Origin of the sequence: Micromonospora sp. NPDC023644 (assembly GCF_040640115.1) — a bacterium.
Classification (GTDB): Bacteria; Actinomycetota; Actinomycetes; order Mycobacteriales; family Micromonosporaceae; genus Micromonospora.
This window is the reverse complement of record NZ_JBFABA010000015.1, coordinates 93,455-117,701: the sequence shown is the minus strand read 5'-3', so window position 1 is coordinate 117,701 and position 24,247 is coordinate 93,455. Positions and strand designations below refer to the sequence as shown.

Genomic DNA, 24,247 nt, shown 5'->3' with positions numbered 1-24,247 from the left:
GGAGGTGACGGGGGCGCAGGTGAAACCCAGGAGTCGTTTCTAGCAGAGCCCCGGCGCGCCCCGGCCGGTGGCCCGGGCACGGTCCGGCCGGTGGCCCGCGCCCGCCCCGACCGGTGACCCGGCGCGCCCGGTCGATGGCCCGGGCGGAGCCGCGCCGGCCGCGACCGGTTGCCGCCCCGTCGGGTGGGTCAGGCGACGCCGGCGGGGCGGAACTGGACGCTGACCCGGGGCCCGACGGGTCGGCTGGTCTTGGGTACGGCGTGCTCCCAGGTGCGCTGGCAGGAGCCGCCCATCACCACGAGGTCGCCGTGACCGAGCGGGAAGCGCAGGCTGTCGCCGCCGCCGCGGGGCCGCAGCAGCAGCGCGCGCGGCGAGCCGAACGAGACGATGGCGACCATGGTGTCGGTGTGCGCGGAGCGGCCCTGGGTGTCGCCGTGCCAGGCGACGCTGTCGCGGCCGGAGCGGTAGAGGCACATGCCGGCGGTGACGAAGGGCTCGCCGAGCTCGGGGGCATAGTGCCGGGTGAGGGCGGCGCGCGCCTCGGTGAGCAGCGGGTGCGGCAGCGGGCGGTGCCCGGCGTACCAGCAGAGCAGCCGGGGCACGTCGACCTCGGCGTCGTACATCGTGCGGCGCTCGGCCCGCCAGGGGACGTCCCGCAGTAGGACGTCGAAGACCTGGTCGGAGCCGGCGACCCAGCCGGGGAGATGGTCGACCCACGCGCCGTGGCTGAGCGGGTGCCGGCGCAGCCGGCCGGCCAGCGGGCTCAGCGACGGTTCGGCGGCGGTGAGGTCGAGCATCGACGGCTGGTAGGCGGCCCCGGTCATCCGCCCAGCGTACCCGCCATGTTGGTACAGGTGTACGGAAGCGGTGCCGCCCGGGCCGGCCGCGAGGGCGGCGCGCGCCGGCCGGGCCGGGACGCGCGCGGCGGCTCAGCTCCCGGCCGGGCGGTGCGGACGCCGCCTCAGCGGTTCAGCATCCGGCGCACCCGGCCGCCGATCACCTGCTTGACGCGGGTTTGCAGGCGCTGCCCGCGCAGCGCCTCCGTCTCCTTGCGCAGCTCGGCGTTGCGGTCGTGCAGCCACTGGATCCGCTCCAGCAGCACGTCGGGGGAGGTCGCGGCGGCCGGACGTACGGCGGGCGGGAAGGTGGTGGACCTGACCTGCGCGTCGAACCGGGCCGCGCTGTCGCCGTCGGCGAAGGCGTTGCCGAGGTCGTGCTTGGCGAGGAAGGCCAGCATCGTCTCGTAGCGCGCCTTGTGCCCGTCGTTGAGCGCCGTGTAGTCCGCCTCCTCGTAGAGCTGGGCGGCGTCGACGTCGACCGGAACGTCCCGCATCACCCGGTGCGGGATGTCGAAGTACCGGGCGAGTTCCAGGGTGCGCGAGTCGTGCGCGAAGAGGTAGCCGGGCGTGCCGGAGACCAGCGCGGTGATGGTGCCGTGGATCCGGGTGCCGAACGCGAACTCGAACCCGGAGAGGTAGTCCATCCAGGTCCAGGGGTCGACGAACATCCGCACCTTGTCCTCGGTGAACAGCGGGTGCGAGGTGTGGACCGGGATCTTGCTGGACTTGCCCCGTTCCGCGGGGGCGTCGCCGTAGAGCAGCGTGCCGAGCGTCTTGAGGTCCTGCGGCAGGTAGCGCAGGTTCGGGTACCGCTCCTGGTGCCGGGCGATGATCTCCGCCATCGACGTGACGTACGGGGAGACGGTGAGCGCGAGCCTGTCGTCCGGCTCCAGCGCCGCCTTCCCCTTCTCCACCCGCAGGCTGTCGCCGTGCAGGAACATCGACGGGCAGCCGATCACGTCGACGGCGGAGAAGCCCAGGGTGCGCAGGTAGTCCCGGGTGATCTCGCCCCGGACGCCGATGCTGTGCGAGCGGTCGAGGACGGCCCGTACGAACCGGGTCACGACGTCGTCGATCGGGCGGAGGTACTCCCGGTCGCCGTTGACGTCGGTCTGCACGCCGACCCCGAGCACGACCACCGGGATCTTCAGCTGCTCGATGAGTTTCGTCATGGCCTCGACGCGGTGGGCGTAGCTGCGTCGGAAGGCGTTGGCGAGCGGTACGACGTAGACGTCGTACTTCTCGTTGATCATGTCGGCTTCGCGCGGGTTGACCCTGAACTCGGTCGAGGTGATCTCGGCGGTGGCGGTGCGCAGGAGCTTGTGGGCGGCGTGGCTGAAGACGAGGTTGCCGTTGTTCTCGCCGATCCAGTTTCGCTCGTACGTCTCCTCCGGCGAGTAGACGTCGAATGGGCCCTTCTTCGCCCGCATCAGGATCCGCTGGTGCATTTGTCCCGCCTCTCGTCACCTCCGGGTCCCGGAATACTAGCCACCGCTCGGGCGTGGACCGGACACGTGTCACCGCCGTCACAGAATGGGACGGAACGGTCGCCGGGAACGGGAGAAACAGGCGCTCCCCGACGGAACAGAACGGGCACTCGCGGACGGGACGGAACAGAGCCTCAGGTCCGGCGGGTAGGGTGCCCGGCGGGCGGCGTCGCGCGGCGGACCGCCACGGGCGCCCTCCGGGGCTGCCGACGACGGGGCCGAGGAGGAGACGTACGTGCTGGTGACCCTGCGGATCGTCGGGATGCCGGCATGACGGACGTCGCGACCGTCGCGCCGGCCTCCCGGCCCGCGTCCTCGGCGAACCGCCTGCCGTCGCTGACCGGGCTGCGCTGGGTCGCCGCCCTGCTCGTCTTCGGCTTCCACGTCGCGACGATGGGCATCATCGTCGAGCCCGGCCACCGGGCCGTCGTGGACTGGGCCTTCGCCCTCGGCCTCTCCGGCGTGCAGTTCTTCTTCATCCTCAGCGGCTTCGTGCTGGTCTGGTCGGCGCGCCCCAGCGACACCCGCCGGGCGTTCTGGCGCCGCCGGGTGGCCAAGATCTGGCCGAGCCACGTCGTGCTGTGGGCCGCGGCCCTGGCGGTCGCGGCCTGGCTCGCCGACCCCGTGGACCCGGCCGTCGCGGTGGAGAACCTGTTCCTCCTCCAGGCATGGGACCCCCGGCCGGGCCACTTCTACAGCATCAACACGGTCAGCTGGTCGCTGTCCTGCGAGTTCTTCTTCTACCTCTGCCTGCCGCTGGCGCTGCCCCTGATCCGCCGGGCCCGGCCGTGGGCGCTGTGGGCCGTCGTGGTCGCGGTGCCGCTGCTGATCCTGGCGCTCTGGCCGGCCCAGGCCCTGGTGCCCGAGGAGAGTCGCTGGTGGTTCACCCAGATCTTCCCGCCCGTACGGTCGCTGGAGTTCTGGATGGGCGTGGCCGCCGCCGAGCTGATGCGGCGTGGCCGGTGGCGGGGGCCGGGCCTGCCGCTGGCCAGCCTGGTCTTCGTGGCGACCTGGGTGGTCGCCGCCCAGTGGGTCCGCGCCGAACTGTGGGCGGCGTTGCTCTCGGTGGCGTACATCCTCGTGATCGCCGCCGCGGCGGACGCGGACGTGCGCGGTCGGCGCTCGCCGTGGCGCTCCCGCCCGATGGTGTGGCTCGGCGAGGTCTCCTTCGCCTTCTACCTGGTGCACGTCCTGGTCATGATCACTGTCCTGCGGCTCACCGGCGACTGGGGCGTCGGCTTCCCCGGCTGGTGGGGCCTGGCGGTGGTGCTCGGTTTCCTGCTGGTCAACCTGGCCCTGGCCGGCCTGTTGCACCGCTTCGTCGAGACGCCGATGATGCGGCTGCTCACCCCGCGCAGGCCGGCCCGGGCGACGCCGCGGGGCGGCGACGGCGCCGGGGAGGCCTCCGGCGGCCCCGCGCCGCCGCCGGGGGAGCGGGGCAACGCCGTGCCGCGCCCCCGGCCCGCCGACCCGCAGCCCGACCGCCGATCGGCGTACGTCGACTCGCGCTGACCGCCCCGGCCACCCGGGCGTCCACCGCCGTGCGGAACCCGCGCCACCGGGGCGGGTGCGTCCAGCCTGCCGGTGCGGCGCGGGCCGACACGCCCGGTGGCGGTGCGGGCCGGCGGAACCGGCGGTAGCGTGATCGCGTGGCTACCGTCGCGCTCACCTGTCCCCTGTGGTGGGTGGCGCGGTGGGCCGCGCGACTGCTGACCGGCCTGGCGGTCGCGGTCGCGTTCACCGCCGGCGCCGGGGCGTTCCCCGCCGCGCCGCTCGGCGGGGCGTCCGAGGCCCTGGCGGCCCCCGCCCCGCCGCCGCCCGCCGGCTGGCCGGACTGCCCCTGCGCCGCGCCCGCCGCCCGGGCGGACGACGTCATCCGCGCCGACGGTCCCGCGCGCACTGCCCGTGCCGCCGGCCCCGCCCGTGCCGCTGGCCCCGCCCGTGCCGCCGGTCCTGTCCGTGCCGCCGGTCCCGTCCGTGCCGCCGGTCCTGTCCGTGCCGCCGGTCCTGTCCGGGCCGTCCGCGACGGGGCTGCCCGTTCCGCCGCGCCCGCCGCCGAACCGGCCCCGGACCGGGCCGCCGTGGTCGTGCTCGCGGGTCCGGTGCGGCTGCCGGCCGGGTCCGCCTCGCGCCCCGCCGGCCCCCGGGCGCCGCCGCGCGGCTGAGCCGCGTCACCCGCACGGGCCGGCGCCCGTGCCCGCGCCCACCGAACCTCGTCCCCGCACCGCCCGACGGCGGCCCGTGGCGTCACCACGCCGGTCGTCCGGGCGGCGCGTACGCCCCGCCGCCGCACTCGTCCGTGAGGTGCCGACCATGGAGACCGTCCTCTACCAGTTCCTGATCGAGGTGCCGCAGGCCGCCGTCATCTGGTCGGTCCTGCTCCTGCTGGCCCTGACCGTGCTCGCCGTGCTGGTCGCCCGCCCCGAGCGGGCCCGCCCCGTCGACGCTCCGGTCGCGCCGCCGGCCGACGATCCCGCGGCGGAGGTGGCCGACGCGGCCGACCTGCGCCGCTACGCCGAGGAGGTGGCGGTCGCGGCGGCCCGGGCCGCCCGGACCGCCCGGCGGCGACGGGCCGACTGGCTCGCCGCGCAGGAGGAGTCCGACCGGGCCTGGCAGGCGTACGACGAGGCGGAGAGGGCCGCCCGCCGGTTGACCGCGGCCGCCCTCCTGCCCGCCCCGCGCACCCCGCGCACGCCCGCCGAGTACGCCGCCCGGGAGCGCTGGCTGCACCACGCCGCGATGGCCGCCCACTGGCGTGGGGACCTCTCCGCCCGTCAACTCAGCGACGTGTTCGCCCGGCGGGCGGGCTGGGATCCCCGGCGGCACCCGGCCGAGCAGGAGATCGTGCTGGCCCGCGCGGTACGCGACGCGAAGCGCGCCCGCCACCGCGCCGCCGCCGAACGGGAACGGGCGGCGTGGCGCGACGCCGACCTGGCCGCCGAGGCGGCGCGGGCGCTGGCCGTGGAGGCGTACGCCGCGGCGGCCCGGCTCCGGCCGGGCCGGCTCCCCGCGCCGCGGGTGGCGTCCGCCGCGCCCCGGCCCGTGCCCGCGGCACGCTGGCGGCCCGCCCGGGTGGGCTGAGTCGCCGCACGCCGTCCCCGCGACGCCGAGGAATCCTTCGGTGACGCCGGTCACCATGCCGGTGAACCGGTCATCCGGCGCGGCGCGGTCGATTCCCGCCGGGGTTTCGACGCCGATGTCCGCCACTCGTCCCGTTGTCACCCCAAGGGGCGCTCGGAAACGGTCGTCCCATTGAGTCGCGTCAGTGGCGAAGTGCCCGCAAAAATTGCCTCTAGATCAAGGTTTAAGCAGGTGGGACGGGGTTGGCAGGGCCCGGACCGGCCAGTAATGTCGGCGCGTCCGGTGCGGTACCCGATCGCCAGAGGCGACGCCGCGCCGACCCGCCTAATCGTGAACGACGAACCGGGGACCCAGTGCTTGTTGGGGTGAATCCGTGGGCCGTGGCCCGTGGTAGGGCGTTCTTCCCGCCCGAATCCGTCAGCTAACCCGGTCGGCGGTGTCGGAAGGAGTTCCATCCTCATGCCACACCCGTCCACCCCTCGGTTGTTCCGCCGTCTCCACGGCGCCGCGGTGCCCGTGCTCGTCCGTCCGCCGGTCGCGAGCTGACCCACCGGTCACCGTCCGTCGCCCGGCATCCCGGGCGCGTCCCCTGAGTGGTCCACGACCCGCCCGGACGTCCGTCCGCGCGGCGGTCCGCCCTGCCCTCGGCACGGACCGACGACCGCTCACCCCCAGCCCGTGGAGGAAACCGTGAAGCACCACCTCAAGCGACAGCTGCGTCGCCTCACGTCCGAGCGTCCGTACCAGCTGGCCGCCGCGTCCGCAGCGGCGCTCGTGCTGGCGTCGGGCTCCGGCGCGCTGCTGGCCGGCACCGACGAGGCCCCCGCCGCCGCGCAGGCCCTGGTGGCCGCGACCGAACTGCGGGACGACACCGCGGCCTCGCGCAGCCAGGCCCGGGTCGCGACCGCCCCGTCCAGCGCCGCCCCGGCCGCCTCCAGCGCCGCCCCGTCGGCCAGCGCCTCCAGCGCCGCCCCGGACCCGGACGTGACCCGCAAGCCGGCCCCGCCGAAGCCCCCGGCCGACAAGACCCTGGACTACGACTACCAGGCCCAGACCACCTTCTACAACTGCGGTCCGGCGGCCGTCCGGCACGCCCTCAGCGCCGCCGGCATCGCGCGCAGCCAGGACGCCCTCGGCGCCCAGCTGGGCACCGACCAGATGGGCACCGACTCGGCCCAGGACACCACCCGCGTGTTGAACGCGACGGTGAAGGGCGACCCGTACCGCACCCGGATGATCCCGGGTGGCGCCGCCACCCCGGCCCAGATGGACCGTCTCCAGGCCGACGTGGTCGCGGCCATCGGCGACGGGCGGGGCGTCGTGGTGAACGTCGCCGGCAGCGCCACGGACACCGACGGCGGCTGGCACTCCTTCCCCGGCGGGCACTACATCGCCGTGGTGGGCTACCAGGACGAGGGGCGGCTGGTGAAGGTCGCCGACTCGGCGAACCCGGCGACCGCGTCGTACTGGATGAGCACCATCGCCCTGGCGAACTGGGCGGCCACCCGCGGCTACTCCGCCTGAGCGACAGCGTCGGGCGTCGGCTCCCCGTGCCGGGGGTCGGCGCCCGTTGTCGTGTCCGGGTCAGGGCCCTCGCCCGCGGCGTCCCGTGGTGGCACACTGCGCCCCATGGTCGATGAATCGGGTGACCGGGACGGCCGGCGGGTGCTTCTGCTGCTGCACGGGATGGGCGCCACCGGCGAGGTGTGGCTGCCCTGGGCGCCGCTGCTCGAGCGTCGCTGGGCGGGGCGGTGGCTGGCGCCGGACCTCGCCGGCCACGGCTGGTCGCCGCCGCTGCCGGCGTACTCGTTCCCGGGGCTGGCCGCGCGGATCTCCACGGGGCTTTCGGCGGGGGACCGGCTCGTCGTGCTGGGGCACTCCCTCGGCGGGGTGGTCGGCCTGGCACTGGCCGCCCGGAGCGCCGGGCTGCCGGTCGACGCCGTGGTGGGGCTCGGCATCAAGGCCGTCTGGTCGCCGGCGGAGCTGGCGAAGGCGGGGGAGTTGGCCGCCCGGCCGGTGACCTGGTTCGCGAGCCGGGACGAGGCGGCCCGCCGCTACCTGCGGGTGGCCGGCCTGACCGGGCTCTTCGCCCCCGACCATCCCGTCGTGGAGGCCGGGCTGCGGCAGGTCGACGGCCGCTGGCGGCTGGCGATGGACCCGGCCGCGTTCGGCGTGGGCGCGCCGGACCTGCCCGCCCTGCTGGCGGCGACCGACGTGCCGGTGCTGCTGGCCCGCGGCGAGCACGACCCCATGGTCACCGACGCCCAGCTCAAGGAGCTGGGCGTGCCGGTCGCCACCCTGCCCGGCCTCGGCCACAACGCCCACGTCGAGGCCCCCGAGGCGGTCCTGGACCTCGTCGACCCGTACCGCTGACGGCTGCCCCGCCCCGGGGCGCGGCGTCGAGGATTCCGGGTGCGGACGGCCGTCGCGTGCCGCAGCGGCGGGAGCCTGACCCGGAGCGGGCCGCCCGAGCAGGGTGTCAGGCGGTGGGGGAGAGGGCCGCGTCGTCCGGGTCGAGCGGCAGGCCGGTCGCGCCCGCGACGCGCGGGGCCGGCGGGTTCCAGCCCCCGTCGAGCTGCCGCCGCGCGGCCTCCAGGAACGCCTCGGCGTACGACTCGGCGGGGAAGTCGCCCAGGTAGCGGCTCCGGGTGGTCCACCGGGCCGAGGCCAGCGGGTCGGTGTCCAGCAGCGCGGTCAGCACCTCGTCGACGTTGGACATGTCGCGGCGCAGCACGTAGCCCGACCCGGCGAGCGGGAACTGCTCGCAGAACCGGTCGCCGGAGTCCCCCATGTCGGTCACCGCGTACGGCTTGCCGGAGTAGAGGTAGTCGGAGATCACCCCGGACACGTCGGAGATCAGCGCGTCCGAGCGGTTCACGCACTCGGTCAGGGTCAGCTCCCGGCTCGCGGCGGCGCCGAAGACGTGCTGCCGGCCGCTGCGGGCCCGGTCCGCCGCCAGCAACTCGGCGAGCCGGCCCAGCTGCCGGGCGGAGGCCGGGTTCTGCGAGGTGTACGGGTGGGCCCGCAGGATCACCGTCGCGCCCCGGTCGAGCAGCCGGCGCAGCAGGGTCTCGGCCACCGGCAGGGAGCAGTAGTTGGCGTCCGCGTGGTGCCCGGTCCAGGTCGGCGTGTAGAGCACCGTCGGGTTGCCCCGGCCGTGCGCCGGCTCGGGGCGTACCTCGATCGCCTCGACCTGCGGGCGGCCGACGATGACGAACTTCTCCGCCGGGATGTCCACCCCGGCGCGCGCGTACCGGTCGATGGCGGCCTGGCCGGCGACGAAGATCCGGTCGAAGATCGCCGAGACGGGGTTGGCGCTGGGGGCCTTGTCGCTGTCGCCGTGGTGCAGCTGGACGTGGGTCAGCTGGGTGAAGCGGATGCAGTGGCTGTTCTTCGCGCCGTGGTTGACGTAGAACGCCACCCGCAGGCTCGGCACCAGCGCCTCGTCCATCGCCTTGGTGGTGGGGCAGTAGACCACCGGCGCGCGGGTGGCCGCCGCGACCACGGGCAGGAACTCCGGCTCGCGCACCATCACCAGGAACGGCCGGCCGATCCGCTCCAGGTACGGCAGCCACATGGTGACCTGGTACTCCGAGCCGGGCGGCGCGGAGAAGTGGAGCAGGAACTCGGGCTGGTGCCCGCGCAGCGCGCGGGAGACCGCCGAGCCGCCGGCCCTCGGCCGGAACCGGCGCCTGGCCAGGTCCAGCCCGACCGCGGCGGCGCCGGCGGCGACCACGGCGACGGCCGCCAGCGCGACGCCGGCCGGCAGACCCACGACGGCCGCCAGCGCCAGCAGGGCGAGCAGCCCCGCCAGCGCGTCGCCGAGGCGGGCGGCGACCAGCGGCGTCCAGGTGCGCACCGGCAGGTTCGCGGCGCGCACCTCCAGGCCGCCGGCGTCGCGGAGCGGATTGACCAGCAGCACCAGCCCGAGCAGGGCCAGTGCGGTCACGGCCAGCGCGGGGTCGAACCCGGCGTCGAGGCGGCGGGCGTACCCGACCAGGATCGCCGCCGCGACCAGCGCGGTCTCCGCCGCGTTGTCGGCGCCCGGCCGCACCCGCCGCTCCCAGGTGACCGCCGCGAGGGCGGCCACGGCCAGCCCCAGCCCCCAGCCGGTCGCGCCGGTCAGCGCGGCGACGAGGAAGGCCAGCACCGCCAGGCCGGTGGCCAGCGCGCGGGCGAGCAGCTTCCGAACCAGGTCACCACGCATGTCGGCTCCGTCTCCCGCCGTGCCCGAGAACCGCGTCAGCCGGCGTCGGCGAGGCTGGCGTCGCGCTCGGCCCGTGCCGGTCCCGGCTGGGTCGGCACCTCGCCCGGCGCGCGGCGCACGTCGATGACCTGACCGGTCAGGTCCGAGATCAGCACGTCCAGCGACGACCGGGCGACGGTCTCGGCGGCGAGCAGGGTGTGCTCCGGCTCCTCGCCGAACGCCTTGGTGCGCATCGGGGTCGCGGTCCGCTCGGGGTTGACGCAGTTGACCCGTACGCCGAACTCCGCCCACTCGTCGGAGAGCGCCTGGGTGAGGTTGACCAGGGCCGCCTTGGTCGAGGAGTAGAGCGCGTAGCGGGCCCGGCCCCGGGTGTAGGAGCTGGAGGTGTAGAGCAGCAGCTGACCCTTGGTCTGCTGGAGGTAGGGCAGCGACTGGCGGGCGACGATGACCGGCCCCACGAAGTTGACCTGGAGCACCCGGTCCATGGTCTCCTGGTCCATCTCGGCGAGGGCGCCCTTCTCCAGGATGCCGGCGGTGACCACCACGTGGTCGATCCGGCCGGTGGCCTCGAAGGCGGTCTTCAGCGCCGCCTCGACGTCCTCGGCGCGCTCGACGTGGGTGCCGGTGCTGGAGCGGCTGAACGGGAAGACCTGCGCGCCGTAGCGGCGGGCCAGCTCGGCGAGGTCGTGGCCGATGCCGTAGCTGCCGCCGAAGATCACGATGGTCCGGCCGGTCAGCTCCTCGGTGTAGCTGCGCTCGTCGGTCACCCGGGGCGCCTGCGCGGCGGCGAGCTGGAAGAGCTTGTCCGCCAGGTGCACGTCGACCGGGTGGGTGACCTTGATGTTCTCGTCGGAGCCGTCGATGACCTTGATCGGCGTGCCGGGCAGGTAGCGCAGCACCACCCCGCAGTCGTCGGTGGCGGCGAAGTGCGGGTCGCCCTCGGCGAGCCGGTAGGCCTCGCGGATGGTGCCTGAGCGGAAGGCCTGCGGGGTCTGGCCCCGGCGCAGCGAGGAGCGCACCGGGATGTCGGTGATGCAGTCGTCCTCGTCGACCTGGACGATCGTGTCGGCCGAGGGGATGGCCACGTCGACCGCCGAGTACGTCCAGAGCGCGTTCACGCACTCCCGGACGATCCGGCCGCTGACCAGGGGCCGCACCGCGTCGTGGAAGAGGATGTTGCAGTCGCCCTCGCCGACGGCGTCGAGCGCGATCCGGGTGGTGGCATTGCGGGTGTCGCCACCCTCGATCACCTTGGTGACCTTCCGGAAGCCGGCCTTGTCGACGATCTGCTGGGCGTCGGCGACGTGGCCGGTGGCCATCAGCACGACGATCTCGTCGATCTCGGGCGCCGCCTCGAAGACCGCCAGGGTGTGCTCGATGATCGGCTTGCCGGCGATCTTCAGCAGCTGCTTCGGGATGCCGAGGCCCAGCCGGGTCCCGGTGCCGCCGGCCAGCACCACCGCCACCGTCCGCGAGGGCCGCCACGGCGCCGGGCCCGCCTTCGCGGTGGCCGGGGCGACGGTGTGGTCCTGCGTCATGTGGCGGTCCTCGCTTCTCGGGGTGGCGCGGGGTGGGCGGCGGGGTGGCGGGGCGCCACCGGTGACCGGAAAAACCCTAGCGCGTCGTTGTGGAACTGCCACCGGGCGCAGCGACCGGTGGTCGCTGCGCCCGGGGATGCTACTTGTGTGCCTCGTACGCCCGGACGACCTCGTCGGTGGGCCCGTCCATCCTCAGCACGCCCCCCTCCAGCCAGATCGTCCGCTCACAGGTGTCGCGGATCGAGCCGATCGAGTGGCTGACGAGGAAGACGGTGCCGGCGCTCGCGCGCAGCTCCCGGACCCGCTGCTCGCTGCGGGCCCGGAACTTCCGGTCGCCGGTGGCCAGCGCCTCGTCGATCAGCAGCACGTCGTGCTTCTTCGCGGCGGCGATGGCGAAGCGGAGCCGGGCCCCCATGCCGGAGGAGTAGGTGCGCATCGGCAGCGAGGCGAAGTCTCCGCGCTCGTTGATGCCGGAGAACTCGATGATCTCCGGGGTGAGGCGCTTGACCTCCTCCGGGGACATGCCCATGGCCAGGCAGCCGATCACCACGTTGCGCTCGCCGGAGAGGTCGTTGAGCAGCGCGGCGTTCACGCCGAGCAGCGACGGCTGACCCAGGGTGTAGACGGCGCCCCGGTTCACGGGCAGCAGCCCGGCGATGGCCCGCAGCAGGGTGGACTTGCCGGAGCCGTTGCTGCCGATCAGCCCGATCGCCTCGCCCTGGTAGGCGGTGAAGCTCACGCCCTTGACCGCGTGCACCTCGCGGATGTTCGGGGCGTTGGTCCGGGAGGCGATGCGCTTCAGCGCGGCGACCGGACTGGTGCCACCGGTGGCGCCCTTGTGGATCCGGTAGATGACGTGCACGTCGTCCACCACGACGGTCGGGATGCGCCGCTGCTCCGCGACGGCGCTGCCCGCAGGCTGGATCTGGTCAGCCACGGCCGTACTCCTCTTCTCCGCGCCAGAAGTAGATGAACCCGCCGATGCCGAACAGCACCGCCCAGCCGACGCCGAGCAGCCAGAGCTGCGTCGGCGAGGACGTGATGTGCTCCGGGTGGGCCGACTCCAGCAGCGAGTACCGGGCCAGCTCGATGTAGATGAGGACGGGGTTGCACTCCAGGGCGGTCGCCGCCCAGCCGGGCAGGTGGTCCCGGAAGAGGGTCACGCTGTAGAGCACCCCGGAGGCGTACATCCAGGTGCGCAGCACGAACGGCATGACCTGCTTCAGGTCGGTGATCTTCGAGCCGAGCCGAGCCATGATCATGGTGAGGCCGACGTTGAAGACCGACTGGAGGAGCAGGGCGGGCACGATCATCAGCCACTTGAGGGTGATCGGCTCCCCGGTGACGAGCACGATGCCGGCCAGCACCACCATCGCCATGAGCAGCTGCTGGAGCTGGATGAGCGTGGCGGTGATCGGCAGCGCGGCCCGGGGGAACTGCAACGCCCGGATCAGCCCCAGGTTGGACGTGATCGAGCTGGTGCCGTTGAGTACCGCGCTCTGGGTGAACATGAAGATGAACACGCCCGTGCACAGGTACGCGATGAAGTTCGGGACGTTCCGGCCCTGGGACATGATCACGCCGAAGATCAGGTAGTAGACCGCCGCGTTGGTCAGCGGGGTCAGTACCTGCCAGAGCTGGCCGAGCTGCGTATTGCTGAACGAGGAGGCGACCTTCGCCCGGGAATACGCTGTCATGAAGTGCCGGTACGCCCACAGCTTCCGGGCGTACTCGGACAGCGACGGTCGCTCCCCGGCGACCCGGAGCCCGTACCGGTGTGCGAGCTCGGCCCCGCTGAGGCCGGAATCGGGGTCGGCCACCGTGGTGTTGGCCATGATCTGGCGCTCCGATCTTTCGTACCGACGGGGTGCGCGCGACGACGTGATGAGCGTGGCCAGTGCGCGGAGCGCCGCCTCGTCGCAGCGCGAACCGTAGTGGAAAACACGTCGGGACGCAACCGTACCGTCGCTGCGCTACATTGTTGCACGTGAAGACCGATAAGAGACGGGTGCCGGCCGGCGCGGCGGTTCTCCGAGGCGAGATCACCACGGCCATCCGCCGCGCGGTCATGCAGGAGCTGGCCGAGGTCGGTTACGGTCGGCTCTCCATCGAGGCGGTGGCTCGCCGGGCCGGGGTGAGCAAGACCGCAATCTACCGTCGTTGGCGCTCCAAGATCGACCTGGTGCTCGACATGGTGTCCGCCGTCGCCGGCCGCAAGCTCCCCCTGCTGGACACCGGCAGCCTGGACGGCGACGTCGAGTTGCTGCTCCTGGTGGTGTCCGGGGCGCTGAGCCACCCGCTGGCGTCGCAGATCATCCCGGACCTGCTCGCCGAGGCGGCGCGCAACCCGCAGATCGCCGAGACCCTCCAGCGGGCGCTCAACGACTACCAGGACCGGGTCGGCGAGATCGTCATCGGCCGCGCGGTCGGTCGGGGCGAGCTGCCGGCCGCCGTGCGCCCGCAGGCCGCGGCCGACCTGATCGTCGGGCCCGTCTACTGGCGGCTGGCCATCTCCCGGGGCTCGCTCGACACCGCCGAGCTCGCCAGGATGGCTTCGGCGATCGTGGCGGGGCTGCGGGTAGCATGCGGTGGTCAGGTCGACGCAGCGCCCGAGGTCCTCGACGCCCCGCTCGCGGATCTGATCTGAACCCCGTCGGGCCGTCGCCTGACGACGCACTCGGCTGGCCCCACCCGTGGCCCAGCGGACTAGTATCGCACCCCGAGACCCCCGCGCCCGTTCGACACAGGAGGAATCCCCATGGCTGGGCCGCACCCAGAGTTCATCCCCCCGGCACGGCCGATCATCGGGGAAGCCGAGATCGAAGCGGCCGTGCGGGTGCTGCGCAGCGGCCGGGTGGTGCAGGGGCCCGAGGTCGCGGCCTTCGAGGAGGAGTTCGGTGAGCTGGTCGCCGGGCGGCACTGCGTCGCGGTGAACTCGGGCACGTCCGCCCTGCAGCTCACCCTCATGGCGCTCGGCTTCGGCCCGGGCGACGAGGTCATCGTGCCGTCGTTCTCCTTCGCGGCCAGCGCGAACGCCGTCCGGCTGGTCGGCGCCGAGCCGGTCTTCGTGGACATCGAGCCGGGCAGCTTCTGCGTCGACCCGGAGGCGGTCGCCGCGGCGGTCACCCCGCGCACCGTGGCGATCATGCCGGTGCACCTCTACGGCCACCCCGCCGCGATGGACCGGATCATGGCGATCGCCGAGCGGCACGGCCTGGCCGTCGTCGAGGACGCCGCCCAGGCGCACGGCGCCGCGCTGGACGGCACCCCGGTGGGCGCGTTCGGCACCGCCGGCTGCTTCAGCTTCTACCCCACCAAGAACATGCACGCCCTGGAGGGCGGCATGGTCAGCACCGCCGACGCCGGGCTCGCCCGCACCCTGCGGCTGCTGCGCAACCAGGGCATGGAGCAGCGGTACGCCAACGAGATCGTCGGCGCGAACATGCGGATGACCGACGTCGCCGCGGCCATCGGCCGGGTCCAGCTGGGCCAGCTCGGCGAGTGGACCGAGCAGCGCCGGGCCAACGCCAAGTTCCTCGACTCGAAGATCACCGGGATGGTGACCCCGCCGGTGGCCGACGCCGCCCGCCACGTCTACCACCAGTACACCGTGCGGGTGCGCGGCGACCGGGACGCCGCCCAGCAGCGCCTGACCGAGCTGGGCATCGGCAACGCGGTCTACTACCCGACCCCGATCCACCGGCTCAAGCCGTACCTCACCGCGGACGGCAGGCCCGGCCCCTGGGAGCTGCCGGAGACCGAGCGCGCCGCCGCCGAGGTCGTCTCCCTGCCGGTCCACCCCTCGCTGACCGAGGCCGAGCTGGAGCGCATCGCCGAGGGCGCGAACCTGGCCGGAGGCGCCCGATGAGCGCCGGACGCAAGCTGCGCGCCGGCCTGATCGGCCTCGGCGCGATGGGCCGCAACCACGCCCGCGTGCTCGCCGGACTGGACGGCGTCGAGCTGGTCGGCATCGTGGACCCGGCGGGCGACACCACCGGCACGCTGCGGGCGCCGGTGGTGCCCGAGCTCGGCGATTTGCTCGCCCTCGGCGTCGACTACGCGGTGGTGGCCTGCCCGACCGCGCTGCACGAGCGGATCGGCCTGGAGTTGGCCGCCAACGGCGTCAGCGCCCTGATCGAGAAGCCCCTCGCGCAGAGCGTCGACGCGGCGCTGCGGCTCGTGGAGGCCTTCGAGGCCGCCGGCCTGGTGGCCGGGGTGGGGCACATCGAGCGGTACAACCCCGCCCTGCAGAACCTGCGCACCCGCCTGGAGGCGGGCGAGCTGGGCGAGGTCTACCAGGTCGTCACCCGCCGGCAGGGCCCCTTCCCGCACCGCATCGCCGACGTCGGCGTGGTGATGGACCTGGCCACCCACGACATCGACCTGACCAGCTGGGTGACCGGCCAGGAGTACACCTCGGTGTCGGCCCGGACGGTCTCGCGCAGCGGCCGGCTGCACGAGGACATGGTCGCCGTGGTGGGGCAGCTCGCCGACGGCACCATGGTCAACCACCTGGTCAACTGGCTGAGCCCGCTCAAGGAGCGGTCCACGGTGATCACCGGTGACCGGGGCTGCTTCGTCGCCGACACCCTCACCGCCGACCTCACCTTCTACGCCAACGGCGCCATCGACACCGAGTGGGAGGCGCTGCGCGCGTTCCGGGGCGTCGCCGAGGGCGACATGGTGCGCTACGCGATCCCGAAGCGCGAGCCGCTGCTGGTCGAGCACGAGCGCTTCCGCGACGCGGTCGAGGGCAAGGAGAGCGACATCGTGACGCTCCGGCAGGGCCTGCGCACGGTCGAGGTGGCCGGGGCCGTCCTCCGTTCCGCCAGCGACGGCGTCACCGTGCCGATCGCCTCCGCCACCGGGAAAGTCGACGCATGAAGGTCCTGATCGCCGGGGGCGCCGGTTTCATCGGCAGCACCATCGCCTCCGCCTGCCTGGACGCGGGCGTCACGCCCGTGATCCTGGACGATCTCAGCACGGGCCGGGCCGAGTTCGTGCGGGACCGGATCTTCTACCGGGGTGACATCGCCGACCGGCAGCTGGTCGACCGCATCTTCGCGGAGCACCCGGACATCGAGGCGACCGTCCACTGCGCCGCGCTGATCGTGGTGCCGGACTCGGTCGCGCACCCGCTGCGCTACTACCGGGAGAACGTCGGCAAGACGGTCGAGTTCCTCGACGCGCTCGTCGCCAACGGGTGCGACCGGTTCCTGTTCAGCTCCTCGGCGGCCATCTACCAGCCCGGTGACGACTTCGCGGTCGACGAGACGTCCCCGGTGGCCGCCAACAGCCCGTACGCGCACAGCAAGGCCATGGTGGAGCAGGTGCTCCAGGACAGCGCCCGGGCGTACGCGCTGCGGGTCGTCTCGTTGCGCTACTTCAACCCGGTCGGGGCCGACCCCCGGATGCGGACGGGCCTGCAACTGGCCCGCCCGTCGCACGTGCTCGGCAAGATGATCGAGGCGACGCGGACCGGGGAGCCGTTCCAGGTCACCGGCACCGACTGGCCGACCCGCGACGGCTCGGGCATCCGGGACTACGTGCACGTGTGGGACCTCGCCGAGGCGCACGTCGAGGCGTTGCGCCGGTTCGACACCGTCCTCGCCCCGGGCCGCGCCGGCTACGAGGTCGTCAACCTGGGCACGGGCAACGGCACCACGGTCCGCGAGTTGCTGACCGCGTTCACCAACGTGCTGGGCCGACCGATCGAGACCCGCCTGTCGCCCCGGCGGCCGGGCGACTCGGCCGGCACGTACACCCGCAGCGAGCGGGCCCGGGAACTGCTCGGGTGGCAGCCGAGGCTGTCGCTGGAGGACGGCATCCGGCACTCGCTGCAGTGGGCGGAGCTGCGCGACAGCCGACTCGGCGCTGCCGACCAGGAGCTGTCCGCCGCCGATTCCGCAGCGGACGGCCACCGGCCCGCCCTGACCCCGTCCCCGCGGTCCGCCTGACGGCGGAGTGCCGAGACACCGACGAGGCCCCACACCGGATCCGGTGTGGGGCCTCGTCGTACGTTCCGGCCTGACTAGCTCTGCCCGCCGTCGAGGATCATCCGGTCGAAGTGGTGCTGCACGACGGACCAGTCCCATTCCCGCAGGGCGTGCTCGGACGCCGCCCGGCCGGTGGCCCGCCAGGTCTCCTCGGTGGCCGTGGTGGCGAGGATCCGCTCGACCGCCTCCTCCGGGGTGCCGATGACCCACCCCTCGGGGTACAGCGTGCGGGCGCTGTGCGGCCGGCCCGCGAAGAACGGCCAGTCCCGTACGACCGGGACGGCGGCGCTCGCCGCCCCCTCCATCAGGCCGCAGTGGCACCCCTCACGGACCGAGGAGCTGATGATGACGCCGATGTCGGCGAGCATCTTCGGCACGTCGTTGGTCGGGCCGAGCCGGCGGACCGCGCCCGACGGCTCCAGCTCGGCGAGGTCCCGGTGGAACGCCTCCAGGTACTCGCGGGTGGCGATGCTCACGTCGGGGTTCATCTCCCCGCCGACCAGGAGCAGCCGGTAGCGGTCGTCGCGCCGGCGCAGGAGCCGGAGCACCTCGATCGCCCACCGCGGGTCCTTGGCGACCTGGTTGATGCCCACCATGCCGAGCTGGAAGCGGGCCTCCGGAGCCTTGTCGATCTGGAAACCGCGCAGGTCCATCGCGTTGTCCAGCACGTGCATCCGAGGCGCGTCGGCGCCCTGCAACTGCGGGACCAGGGTGGTGGTCAGGTCCTTGATGTGGTCCGCGACGAAGACGAGGTCGTCGATGCGCGAGAAGTCGACCATGTGCGGCCAGCGGGAGATCGCCTCGTAGCTGTGCAGCCGCGCGATGATCCGGGTGGTGCCCGGATCGATCATGGTGAACAGCGCGGCCGGCGCGACGCACCAGTCGACGAACACGGTGTCGGCCCAGTCGAGGTGCGGGCGCAGCCGGTCCTCGACCTTCGCGCCGTAGGCCGTCTGGTCCGCCGACAGCCGGTGCTCGAGCATCGACTTGGCCGCCCAGGTCACGCTCTTGAGCGCGGCGTTCGCCGCGAGGTCGAGGAAACGGACCTCGACGTCCGGGTGCGCCTCGTAGTGCGCCCGGATCAGCTTCAGGAAGTTGTCGTTGGCGCTGGTGGCGATGAGCAGCCGCAGCGGCCGCCCGGTGGGCGGCGGCGCCGCCGGCTGCAGCCGCCCGCGGGGGGCGGCCACGGTGGTCGCCGTGAGCGACCGCCGGAACGGCGCGATGAAGCCCTCCGGATCCTGCGCCAGCGGCGAGCTGAGCTGGTCGATGTGCAGCACCCGGTCGAAGGCCAGCGTCATGGCCCGGTTGAGCAGGTTGGCGGCGGCGGCGTTCTCGTCGACCCGGTGCCGCTGGTCGGCGACGGAGAGCAGCGCCTCCACCGCGGGCTTGAGGTCGCTGGGAGCGATGCCGGCCTTGAGTTGCCGGCTGGCGGCGTCCGCCAGCATCCGCGCCCGCGCGGCGGGCTGGCTGAGCTTGCGCGCCGTGGCGTTGAGGATGAGCGCCTCGCCGTCGGGACGGCCCGCCCACGCCATGCTGTCCGCCACCTGGTGGGCGACCTTCGCCCGCAGCGAGTCGGGCATCCGCGGCGCCTGCACGGCGGTGAGCCACAGCTGGGTGCCGATCTTGCTGCGCATCAGGGGCCGGGCGGTGACGGCCGACACCGCCGCGTGCGGAGCGGCGTGCACCAGCCGGCTCACGCCCTGCCGGACGACGTCGGACGACGGAAGCCCGTTCGTCAGCCGTTGCAGCGGGCTCGGCGCGGGACGCATCTTCCGCTCCGCGATGGCCTGCACCGCGGCGGCCACCCCGTAGCGGGCGTCGGCGGTGCGGTTGCGCTGGGCGAGCCGCCACACCGTGTAGATGGCGTGCGCGTCCATCGCCACCAGCACGTCGGCGCTGCGGTACCGCTCCCGCAGCCACGGCTCACGGCGGATCCGCGCCCACACCCGCTCGCCGGGCCCCGCGCGCAGCGCGGTCCTGCTGGGCGCGGTCTTGGCGATCGCCTCGGGCAACGCGCACAGGCCGTCCACGCCCAGGTCGGCGGGGAGTTCGTCCGGGTTGAGCGCGCCCACCAGGCGGACGCGTGCGCCCTGCTCCCGGAGCCGGCGCACCGCGCCGGACAGGATTCCGGGCTGGGGCGGCGTGCCCGCGACCAGCAACACCTCGGTCATGCGCTCACACCGCCCGCCCGAACGGACTCGGCCGCACCGGTGGTCGGGGTTGCGCCCGACGGATGGACGGCAGCGCCGTTGACCGGCAGATCGTGCGGATCACTCAGCGCGTACTCGGCCAGTTGCCGTACGGCCCTGGTCATCAGTCCCTCCCGGGTGAAGGGGTCGGCGTGGGCGCGCACCGCGGCCCGTTCGGTGTCGGTGGCCTCGAGGGTCGCCCGCGCGGCCTCCCGGAAGGCGTTGGTGAGCTTCATCTCGTCGAGCCCGAACGCGCCGCTCCAGAGCGGGTGCCCGGTCAGCACCCGGGACGCGTCATGGTCGACCTCGTGCACCGACACGATCGGCAGGCCGGTCGCCATGTACTCGTAGACCTTGCCGGAGGTGACGTAGCGACCGCCGATGAGGATCAGCACCAGGGCGTCCCAACCGGCGTAGGTGTCGGCCACCTCCGCCTTGCGCACCGGCCCGCCGAAGGACACGCCGTCCTGCTCGGCGTCGCGGATCAGCTCGGTGAGGCTGTTCGCCTCCCGGTTCGCCCCGGCGCCGATGTGGCCCCGGATGTCGAGCTTCGCGTTGCGCAGCAACGGGTCCTGTTGCCGCGCGGCCCGCCAGGCGTTCAGCACGACACTGAGCTGCTGCCGGGAGTAGTTCACCGTGCCCAGGTAGCCGAAGGTGAGACCGGCGTCGAGGTCGGCCTTGCGCGGCCGGGCCGGAACGCTGTCCTTGTCGTAGCCGTTGCGCACCACGTGGATCCGGTCGGCGACGTGCGGGTAGCGGGCCCGGTAGTGCTCCGCGATGGGGTCGTTGACCACCCACAGCGAGAGGCAGTGATCCATGATCTTGCGTTCCCAGGCGCCCGCCTCGGAGTCCGGGGTGAACGCCTCGCCGCCGTTGACCACGTCGATCGACCAGCCGTCGCGGAAGTCGACGGCGTAGGGGACGCCGCACTCCTCCCACAGCTTCCAGGCGGCGGCCAGGTTGACGTAGGGGACGCAGCTGGCGAGCAGCAGGTCGGCCGGGTGCCGGCGGTGGACGTCGAGCACCGCCCGCTCGAGGGTGGCGCGCCAGCCGCCGAAGACCGGCTCCGGGAACTGCTTCTGCTCCCGCTTGCGCAGCCTGGTCAGCCACTTGTCCGGCCGCAGCGCGCGCTCCTCGCTGAACTTGCGGATGTCGGTCTCGAGGTCCTCCCGGGCGAGCGGGAGCTCCACGATCTCGATGCCCGGATCGACGTTCTCCGAGAGGGTGTAGTCCAGCCCCGAGTCCCGCTCCCACGACGCGGCGGCGATCGTCACGACGGTGACGTCCCAGCCGAGCCGACGGAACTGGTTGGCGGTCTCCCGCATCCGGTACGCGCAGCTCTTGGCCGCCGGAGGGAACCCGATGGCGAGGTAGATCAGGTGGGGCCGGACCCGCTCGTCGCGCCGGCCCGAGCGGGCGGAGTACGACGAACGTCCGTTTCCAGAGGATGCTGACACGGAGGGAGAAGCTAGCACGGGCAGGTGAGATGCGTCCGTCTTCGCGTTGTCCGGCATGTTCACCTCGACTCCAGGATGGAGACGACGCGCTCGGCGGCCCGACCGTCGCCGTACGGGGTGCCACGGTCGGCGGTGGGTGCCGGCCGGGTGGCCACGTCGATCCACTCCGCCCGGCTCAGCGCGGCCGGCTCGGGCACCAGACGGTTCCAGTCACCCTCGAGGGTCTCGATCCACTCCGTCTCCGGGCGCAGCGTGGTGCACGGCCGGGCCAGCAGGTGAGCTTCCTTCTGGAGTCCGCCGGAGTCGGTGACCACACCGGCGGAACCGATGACGGCGGCGACCATGCCGGCGTACGGCAGCGGTCGCCCGACGTGCACCGCGCCCCGGGCGAGCTTGACGCCGTGCTCCTCGGCCTTGGCCACCAGGCGCGGATGCGCCAGCAGCGCGACCGGCACGGGCAGGTCGGCCAGCGCGTCGACCAGGGCGGCCAGCCGCTCGGCGGAGTCGGTGTTCTCGGCGCGGTGCACGGTGGCCAGCAGGTACGGCTCGCCGGGGTCGATGCCCTCCGGCAGGGCGGGGGCCGGGTGCCGGCCGGCCAGCACCGCGTCGCGTACGCCGAGGCAGACGTCGACCATCACGTCGCCGGCGAGAACCGACCGGTCGGCGAGCCCTTCCGCGGCGAGGTGCCGCATGGCCTCCTCCGTCGGTGCGAGGAGCAGGTCCGCGGCGTGGTCGGTGAGGATCCGGTTGTGCTCCTCCGGCATCCGCCGGTTGAACGAGCGCAGCCCGGCCTCGAGGTGCGCGACGGGCAGGTGCAGCTTGACCGCGGAGACCGCGCCGGCGAGGGTCGAGTTGGTGTCGCCGTAGACCAGGACCCAGTCGGGCTTCTCGGCCAGGAACACCGGGTCCAGCGCGGCGAGGGCCTTGCCGGTCTGCACGCCGTGCGACGCCGAGCCGATGCCCAGGTGCACGTCCGGGTCGGGGATGCCGAGCCCGGAGAAGAAGACGTCGGAGAGGTCGGCGTCGTAGTGCTGCCCGGTGTGCACGATGACGTGCTCGTGCTCCGTGCGGGCGAAGGCTGCGGCGATGGGTGCGAGCTTGATCAGCTGGGGACGGGCCCCGACCACGCTGATGACCTTCACTTGGGTGGCTCCTCCGAGTGGTTTCGTGAAGGGCAGCCGGCGTGCCCCGGCACGGTCCCTGGATGTCGACGAATTCTGCCTCAGCCCAACAGGCCGTTCCAAATCTACGCCGGGTCCGCCGAAACCGCCGATGCGCGACATCGGTGCGTCGTCCCGGTGCCGGGATGGCGCGGATCGTCCTGACGGCACTGTTTGGCCCTGTTCACCCGTGACCGTCCGGATGGTCCGCCGCCCTGTCGACCCGCGCCGTCCGGACGGGCCCACCTGCGGCCGGTCGCGATCCGCCGTCCGCGCGCCGGGCGGCTCGCGCTCGGCCGGGCGCGGCTAAGATCCGCGGTCGTGACGACAGGGCCTACGGAACAAGTGGCGAGCAGCAGATCGACGCCCGACGGGTCCCGGGCGGACCCGGCGGCCAGCCGGCTCGCCGAACCGGGCACACCCGCCGGCCACGGGGACGCGGCGGTCCCGGAGGAGCAGGCCGCCCCGGCGCCGGCGACCCGACGGTACGCGTGGTCCGGCCCGGCGTGGCTGACCCGCTCGCGGCTGGCCGACCTGCTCGCGGCGGCGGTCTACCTCCTCGGCGCGCTCATGCTGACCGCGCGGGGCTGGCGCGACCCGGACGGCCGCCTGCTCGGCACCCGGCCCGACGACCAGGGCTTCAACGAGTGGATGCTGGCGTACGCCGCGCACGCGACGACGCACCTGAAGAACCCCTTCTTCACCACGCTGCAGAACGCCCCCGAAGGCGTCAACCTCGTGGCCAACGTGGGCATGCAACTGACCGGCATCCTGCTCACCCCGGTCACGGTGCTGGGCGGCCCCTCGCTGTCGTTCCTGCTGCTGCTCACCCTGAACCTGCTCGGCACCGGGTTCGCCTGGTACTGGGTGCTGTCCCGGCACCTGGTCGAGTCCCGGGCGGCGGCCTTCGTCGGCGGCCTGTTCTGCGCCTTCGCGCCGGCGATGGTGGCGCACAGCAACGGGCATCCGCACATCACCGCCCAGTGGCTGGTGCCGTTCATCGTCTGGCGCATCGTCCTGCTGGCCCGGCCCGGCGCGGCGGTTCGCAACGGGCTGGTCCTGGGCGGGCTGGTCGCCGCCCAGTTCTACGTCGGCCTGGAGATCCTCTTCCTGGTCGCGCTCGGTGCCGCGATGGCGACTATCGCCTACGTGCTGCTCCGGCCGCGGGAGGCGCTGCGGCGCGCGCCGTCGGCACTCGCCGCCCTGGGGATCGCCGGCGCGCTCGTGCTCGTGGTCACCGCCTACCCGCTGTGGATGCAGTTCGCCGGCCCGCAGCACCGCGTCGGCCACCCCGGCAACCCGGACGTCTACTCGCTCAAGCTCGGGTCGTTCGTCGCCTACGCCACCGAGTCCATCGGGGGAGGGCCGAACAGCGCGAAGGGCCTCTCCGCCAACACCACCGAGGAGGCCAGTTTCTACGGCTGGCCGGTCCTGGTGCTGGTGGCCGTCGCGGTCGCCGCGCTCCGGCGGGAGCTGGGGGTGCGCGTGCTCGCCCTGGTCGGCATCGCCTCCGGGCTGTTCGCCCTGGGTTCGACGCTGAGCTGGGGCGCGCGGAAGACCGACATCCCCGCCCCGTTCGCGCTCATCAACGGCCTGCCGATCATCGACGCGATGGTGATCGCCCGGTTCGCGCTGATCACCACCGTGGTCATCGGGCTGCTGCTGGCGTTCGGCCTGGACCGGGTGACGGCCCTGGCGAAGCGGTCGGACGCCCACGTCGGCCGGCCGCTGCGGGTGCTGGCGGGCGCGGCGCTGGCGGCGGCGCTGCTGCCGATGCTGCCGACGCCGCTGGAGGCGAAGGGCCGCACCGAGGTGCCGTCCTTCGTCACCTCGGGGACGTGGCGGGACCACGTCGCCGAGGGCAGGACCCTGGTGCCCGTGCCCGTGCACAACATGACCTCGATCTACTGGGGTGCGGCGAGCCTGACCGGGTTCGCCGTCCCGCAGGGCTACTTCCTCGGTCCCACCTCGCCGACCGACGACACCGGCCGGTGGGGTGTGGCGCCCCGCCCGACGGCGGTGCTGCTCACCGCGGTCGGGGCGGGCACCCGGCCGCCCACCGTCACGGGCCCGGAGCGGGAGCAGGCCGTGGCCGACGTGCGGTGGTGGAAGGCCGACGCGGTGGTGCTGCCGTCGCATCCGAGGGAGGCCGAGCTGCGGACCGTCCTCGACGCCTGCTTCGGCCCGGGACAGCGCGTCCAGGACGTGTGGGTCTGGGACGTGCGGCCGCTGACCCGCTAGGTGCATCGCCACCGGCCTCGGGCGCCCGGCGGGCCACACCGGCCTCGGGCGC

The 24,247-nt window shown here is 73.7% G+C and carries 19 protein-coding genes and 1 riboswitch; of the genes, 10 read left to right on the top strand and 9 right to left on the bottom strand.

Translation table 11 applies throughout. The annotated features are described in order from the left end of the window. Nucleotides 1-188 precede the first annotated feature (188 nt). A complete protein-coding gene (locus AB0G08_RS14725) occupies nt 189-824 on the bottom strand; it encodes an alpha-ketoglutarate-dependent dioxygenase AlkB (protein ID WP_358087371.1) in 636 nt (211 codons plus the stop codon). Between the two features lie 137 nt (nt 825-961). After that, nucleotides 962-2,287, bottom strand: coding sequence for a polysaccharide pyruvyl transferase family protein (locus AB0G08_RS14720; RefSeq protein ID WP_358087369.1), 1,326 nt, complete (start codon nt 2,285-2,287; stop codon nt 962-964). Between the two features lie 309 nt (nt 2,288-2,596). Between AB0G08_RS14720 and AB0G08_RS14715 the strand changes: the two genes are divergently transcribed. The 5 genes from AB0G08_RS14715 to AB0G08_RS14695 all read left to right on the top strand — a co-directional run bounded on the left by AB0G08_RS14715 (nt 2,597) and on the right by AB0G08_RS14695 (nt 7,780). Continuing rightward, on the top strand, nt 2,597-3,838 hold the full coding sequence (locus AB0G08_RS14715; protein ID WP_358087368.1) for an acyltransferase: 1,242 nt from the start codon (nt 2,597-2,599) through the stop codon (nt 3,836-3,838). Nucleotides 3,839-3,975: 137 nt separating this feature from the next. Beyond that, entirely contained in the window at nt 3,976-4,491 is a 516-nt protein-coding gene (locus tag AB0G08_RS14710) for a hypothetical protein (RefSeq protein WP_358087367.1), read from the top strand. Between the two features lie 148 nt (nt 4,492-4,639). Next, on the top strand, nt 4,640-5,407 hold the full coding sequence (locus AB0G08_RS14705; RefSeq protein WP_358087365.1) for a hypothetical protein: 768 nt from the start codon (nt 4,640-4,642) through the stop codon (nt 5,405-5,407). A 311-nt stretch (nt 5,408-5,718) separates the two neighbouring features. Further along, nucleotides 5,719-5,858, top strand: a riboswitch (cyclic di-AMP (ydaO/yuaA leader). Nucleotides 5,859-6,085: 227 nt separating this feature from the next. Then, nucleotides 6,086-6,931, top strand: a complete 846-nt coding sequence (locus AB0G08_RS14700) for a C39 family peptidase (protein WP_358087364.1) — start codon at nt 6,086-6,088, stop codon at nt 6,929-6,931. Between the two features lie 105 nt (nt 6,932-7,036). After that, complete coding sequence (locus AB0G08_RS14695; RefSeq protein WP_358087363.1) at nt 7,037-7,780, top strand: alpha/beta hydrolase; 744 nt, start codon at nt 7,037-7,039, stop codon at nt 7,778-7,780. 106 nt (nt 7,781-7,886) lie between these two features. Here AB0G08_RS14695 and AB0G08_RS14690 read toward each other — a convergent pair whose 3' ends face one another. From AB0G08_RS14690 to AB0G08_RS14675, 4 genes are all read right to left on the bottom strand, one after another. Further along, the gene (locus tag AB0G08_RS14690) at nt 7,887-9,614 is read right to left on the bottom strand and encodes a CDP-glycerol glycerophosphotransferase family protein (protein WP_358087361.1); all 1,728 of its coding nucleotides are present in this window, start codon (nt 9,612-9,614) and stop codon (nt 7,887-7,889) included. A gap of 35 nt (nt 9,615-9,649) precedes the next feature. After that, nucleotides 9,650-11,152, bottom strand: a complete 1,503-nt coding sequence (locus tag AB0G08_RS14685) for a bifunctional cytidylyltransferase/SDR family oxidoreductase (protein WP_358087359.1) — start codon at nt 11,150-11,152, stop codon at nt 9,650-9,652. Nucleotides 11,153-11,291: 139 nt separating this feature from the next. Beyond that, entirely contained in the window at nt 11,292-12,089 is a 798-nt protein-coding gene (locus AB0G08_RS14680) for an ABC transporter ATP-binding protein (RefSeq protein ID WP_357871560.1), read from the bottom strand. After that, on the bottom strand, nt 12,082-12,987 hold the full coding sequence (locus tag AB0G08_RS14675; RefSeq protein WP_358087357.1) for an ABC transporter permease: 906 nt from the start codon (nt 12,985-12,987) through the stop codon (nt 12,082-12,084). The genes AB0G08_RS14680 and AB0G08_RS14675 overlap by 8 nt, the downstream gene beginning before the upstream one ends. A gap of 152 nt (nt 12,988-13,139) precedes the next feature. On the opposite strand from AB0G08_RS14675, the gene AB0G08_RS14670 reads away from it, so the two are divergent. The 4 genes from AB0G08_RS14670 to galE all read left to right on the top strand — a co-directional run bounded on the left by AB0G08_RS14670 (nt 13,140) and on the right by galE (nt 17,109). Next, nucleotides 13,140-13,799, top strand: a complete 660-nt coding sequence (locus AB0G08_RS14670) for a TetR/AcrR family transcriptional regulator (RefSeq protein WP_358087355.1) — start codon at nt 13,140-13,142, stop codon at nt 13,797-13,799. 111 nt (nt 13,800-13,910) lie between these two features. Beyond that, the gene (locus AB0G08_RS14665; RefSeq protein ID WP_358087353.1) at nt 13,911-15,020 is read left to right on the top strand and encodes a DegT/DnrJ/EryC1/StrS family aminotransferase; all 1,110 of its coding nucleotides are present in this window, start codon (nt 13,911-13,913) and stop codon (nt 15,018-15,020) included. Beyond that, nucleotides 15,017-16,036 carry a Gfo/Idh/MocA family oxidoreductase gene (locus tag AB0G08_RS14660; protein ID WP_358087352.1) on the top strand — a complete coding sequence of 340 codons (1,020 nt, stop codon included), beginning with the start codon at nt 15,017-15,019 and terminating at the stop codon, nt 16,034-16,036. The genes AB0G08_RS14665 and AB0G08_RS14660 overlap by 4 nt, the downstream gene beginning before the upstream one ends. Next, complete coding sequence (galE, locus tag AB0G08_RS14655; protein WP_358087350.1) at nt 16,033-17,109, top strand: UDP-glucose 4-epimerase GalE; 1,077 nt, start codon at nt 16,033-16,035, stop codon at nt 17,107-17,109. The genes AB0G08_RS14660 and galE overlap by 4 nt, the downstream gene beginning before the upstream one ends. A 74-nt stretch (nt 17,110-17,183) precedes the next feature. Here galE and AB0G08_RS14650 read toward each other — a convergent pair whose 3' ends face one another. Genes AB0G08_RS14650 through wecB form a run of 3 tightly spaced genes read right to left on the bottom strand, consistent with a single transcriptional unit; the run spans nt 17,184 to nt 21,936 of the window. Beyond that, nucleotides 17,184-19,319 carry a glycosyltransferase family 1 protein gene (locus tag AB0G08_RS14650; RefSeq protein ID WP_358087349.1) on the bottom strand — a complete coding sequence of 712 codons (2,136 nt, stop codon included), beginning with the start codon at nt 19,317-19,319 and terminating at the stop codon, nt 17,184-17,186. Beyond that, nucleotides 19,316-20,794, bottom strand: coding sequence for a glycosyltransferase (locus tag AB0G08_RS14645; protein WP_358087348.1), 1,479 nt, complete (start codon nt 20,792-20,794; stop codon nt 19,316-19,318). The genes AB0G08_RS14650 and AB0G08_RS14645 overlap by 4 nt, the downstream gene beginning before the upstream one ends. A 59-nt stretch (nt 20,795-20,853) precedes the next feature. Continuing rightward, nucleotides 20,854-21,936 (bottom strand): UDP-N-acetylglucosamine 2-epimerase (non-hydrolyzing), encoded by a 1,083-nt coding sequence (gene wecB / locus AB0G08_RS14640; RefSeq protein ID WP_358087346.1) that lies wholly within the window; start codon nt 21,934-21,936, stop codon nt 20,854-20,856. 363 nt (nt 21,937-22,299) lie between these two features. On the opposite strand from wecB, the gene AB0G08_RS14635 reads away from it, so the two are divergent. Next, nucleotides 22,300-24,195: a hypothetical protein gene (locus tag AB0G08_RS14635; protein WP_358087344.1), complete on the top strand. Its 1,896-nt coding sequence runs from the start codon at nt 22,300-22,302 to the stop codon at nt 24,193-24,195. Nucleotides 24,196-24,247: the final 52 nt, after the last annotated feature.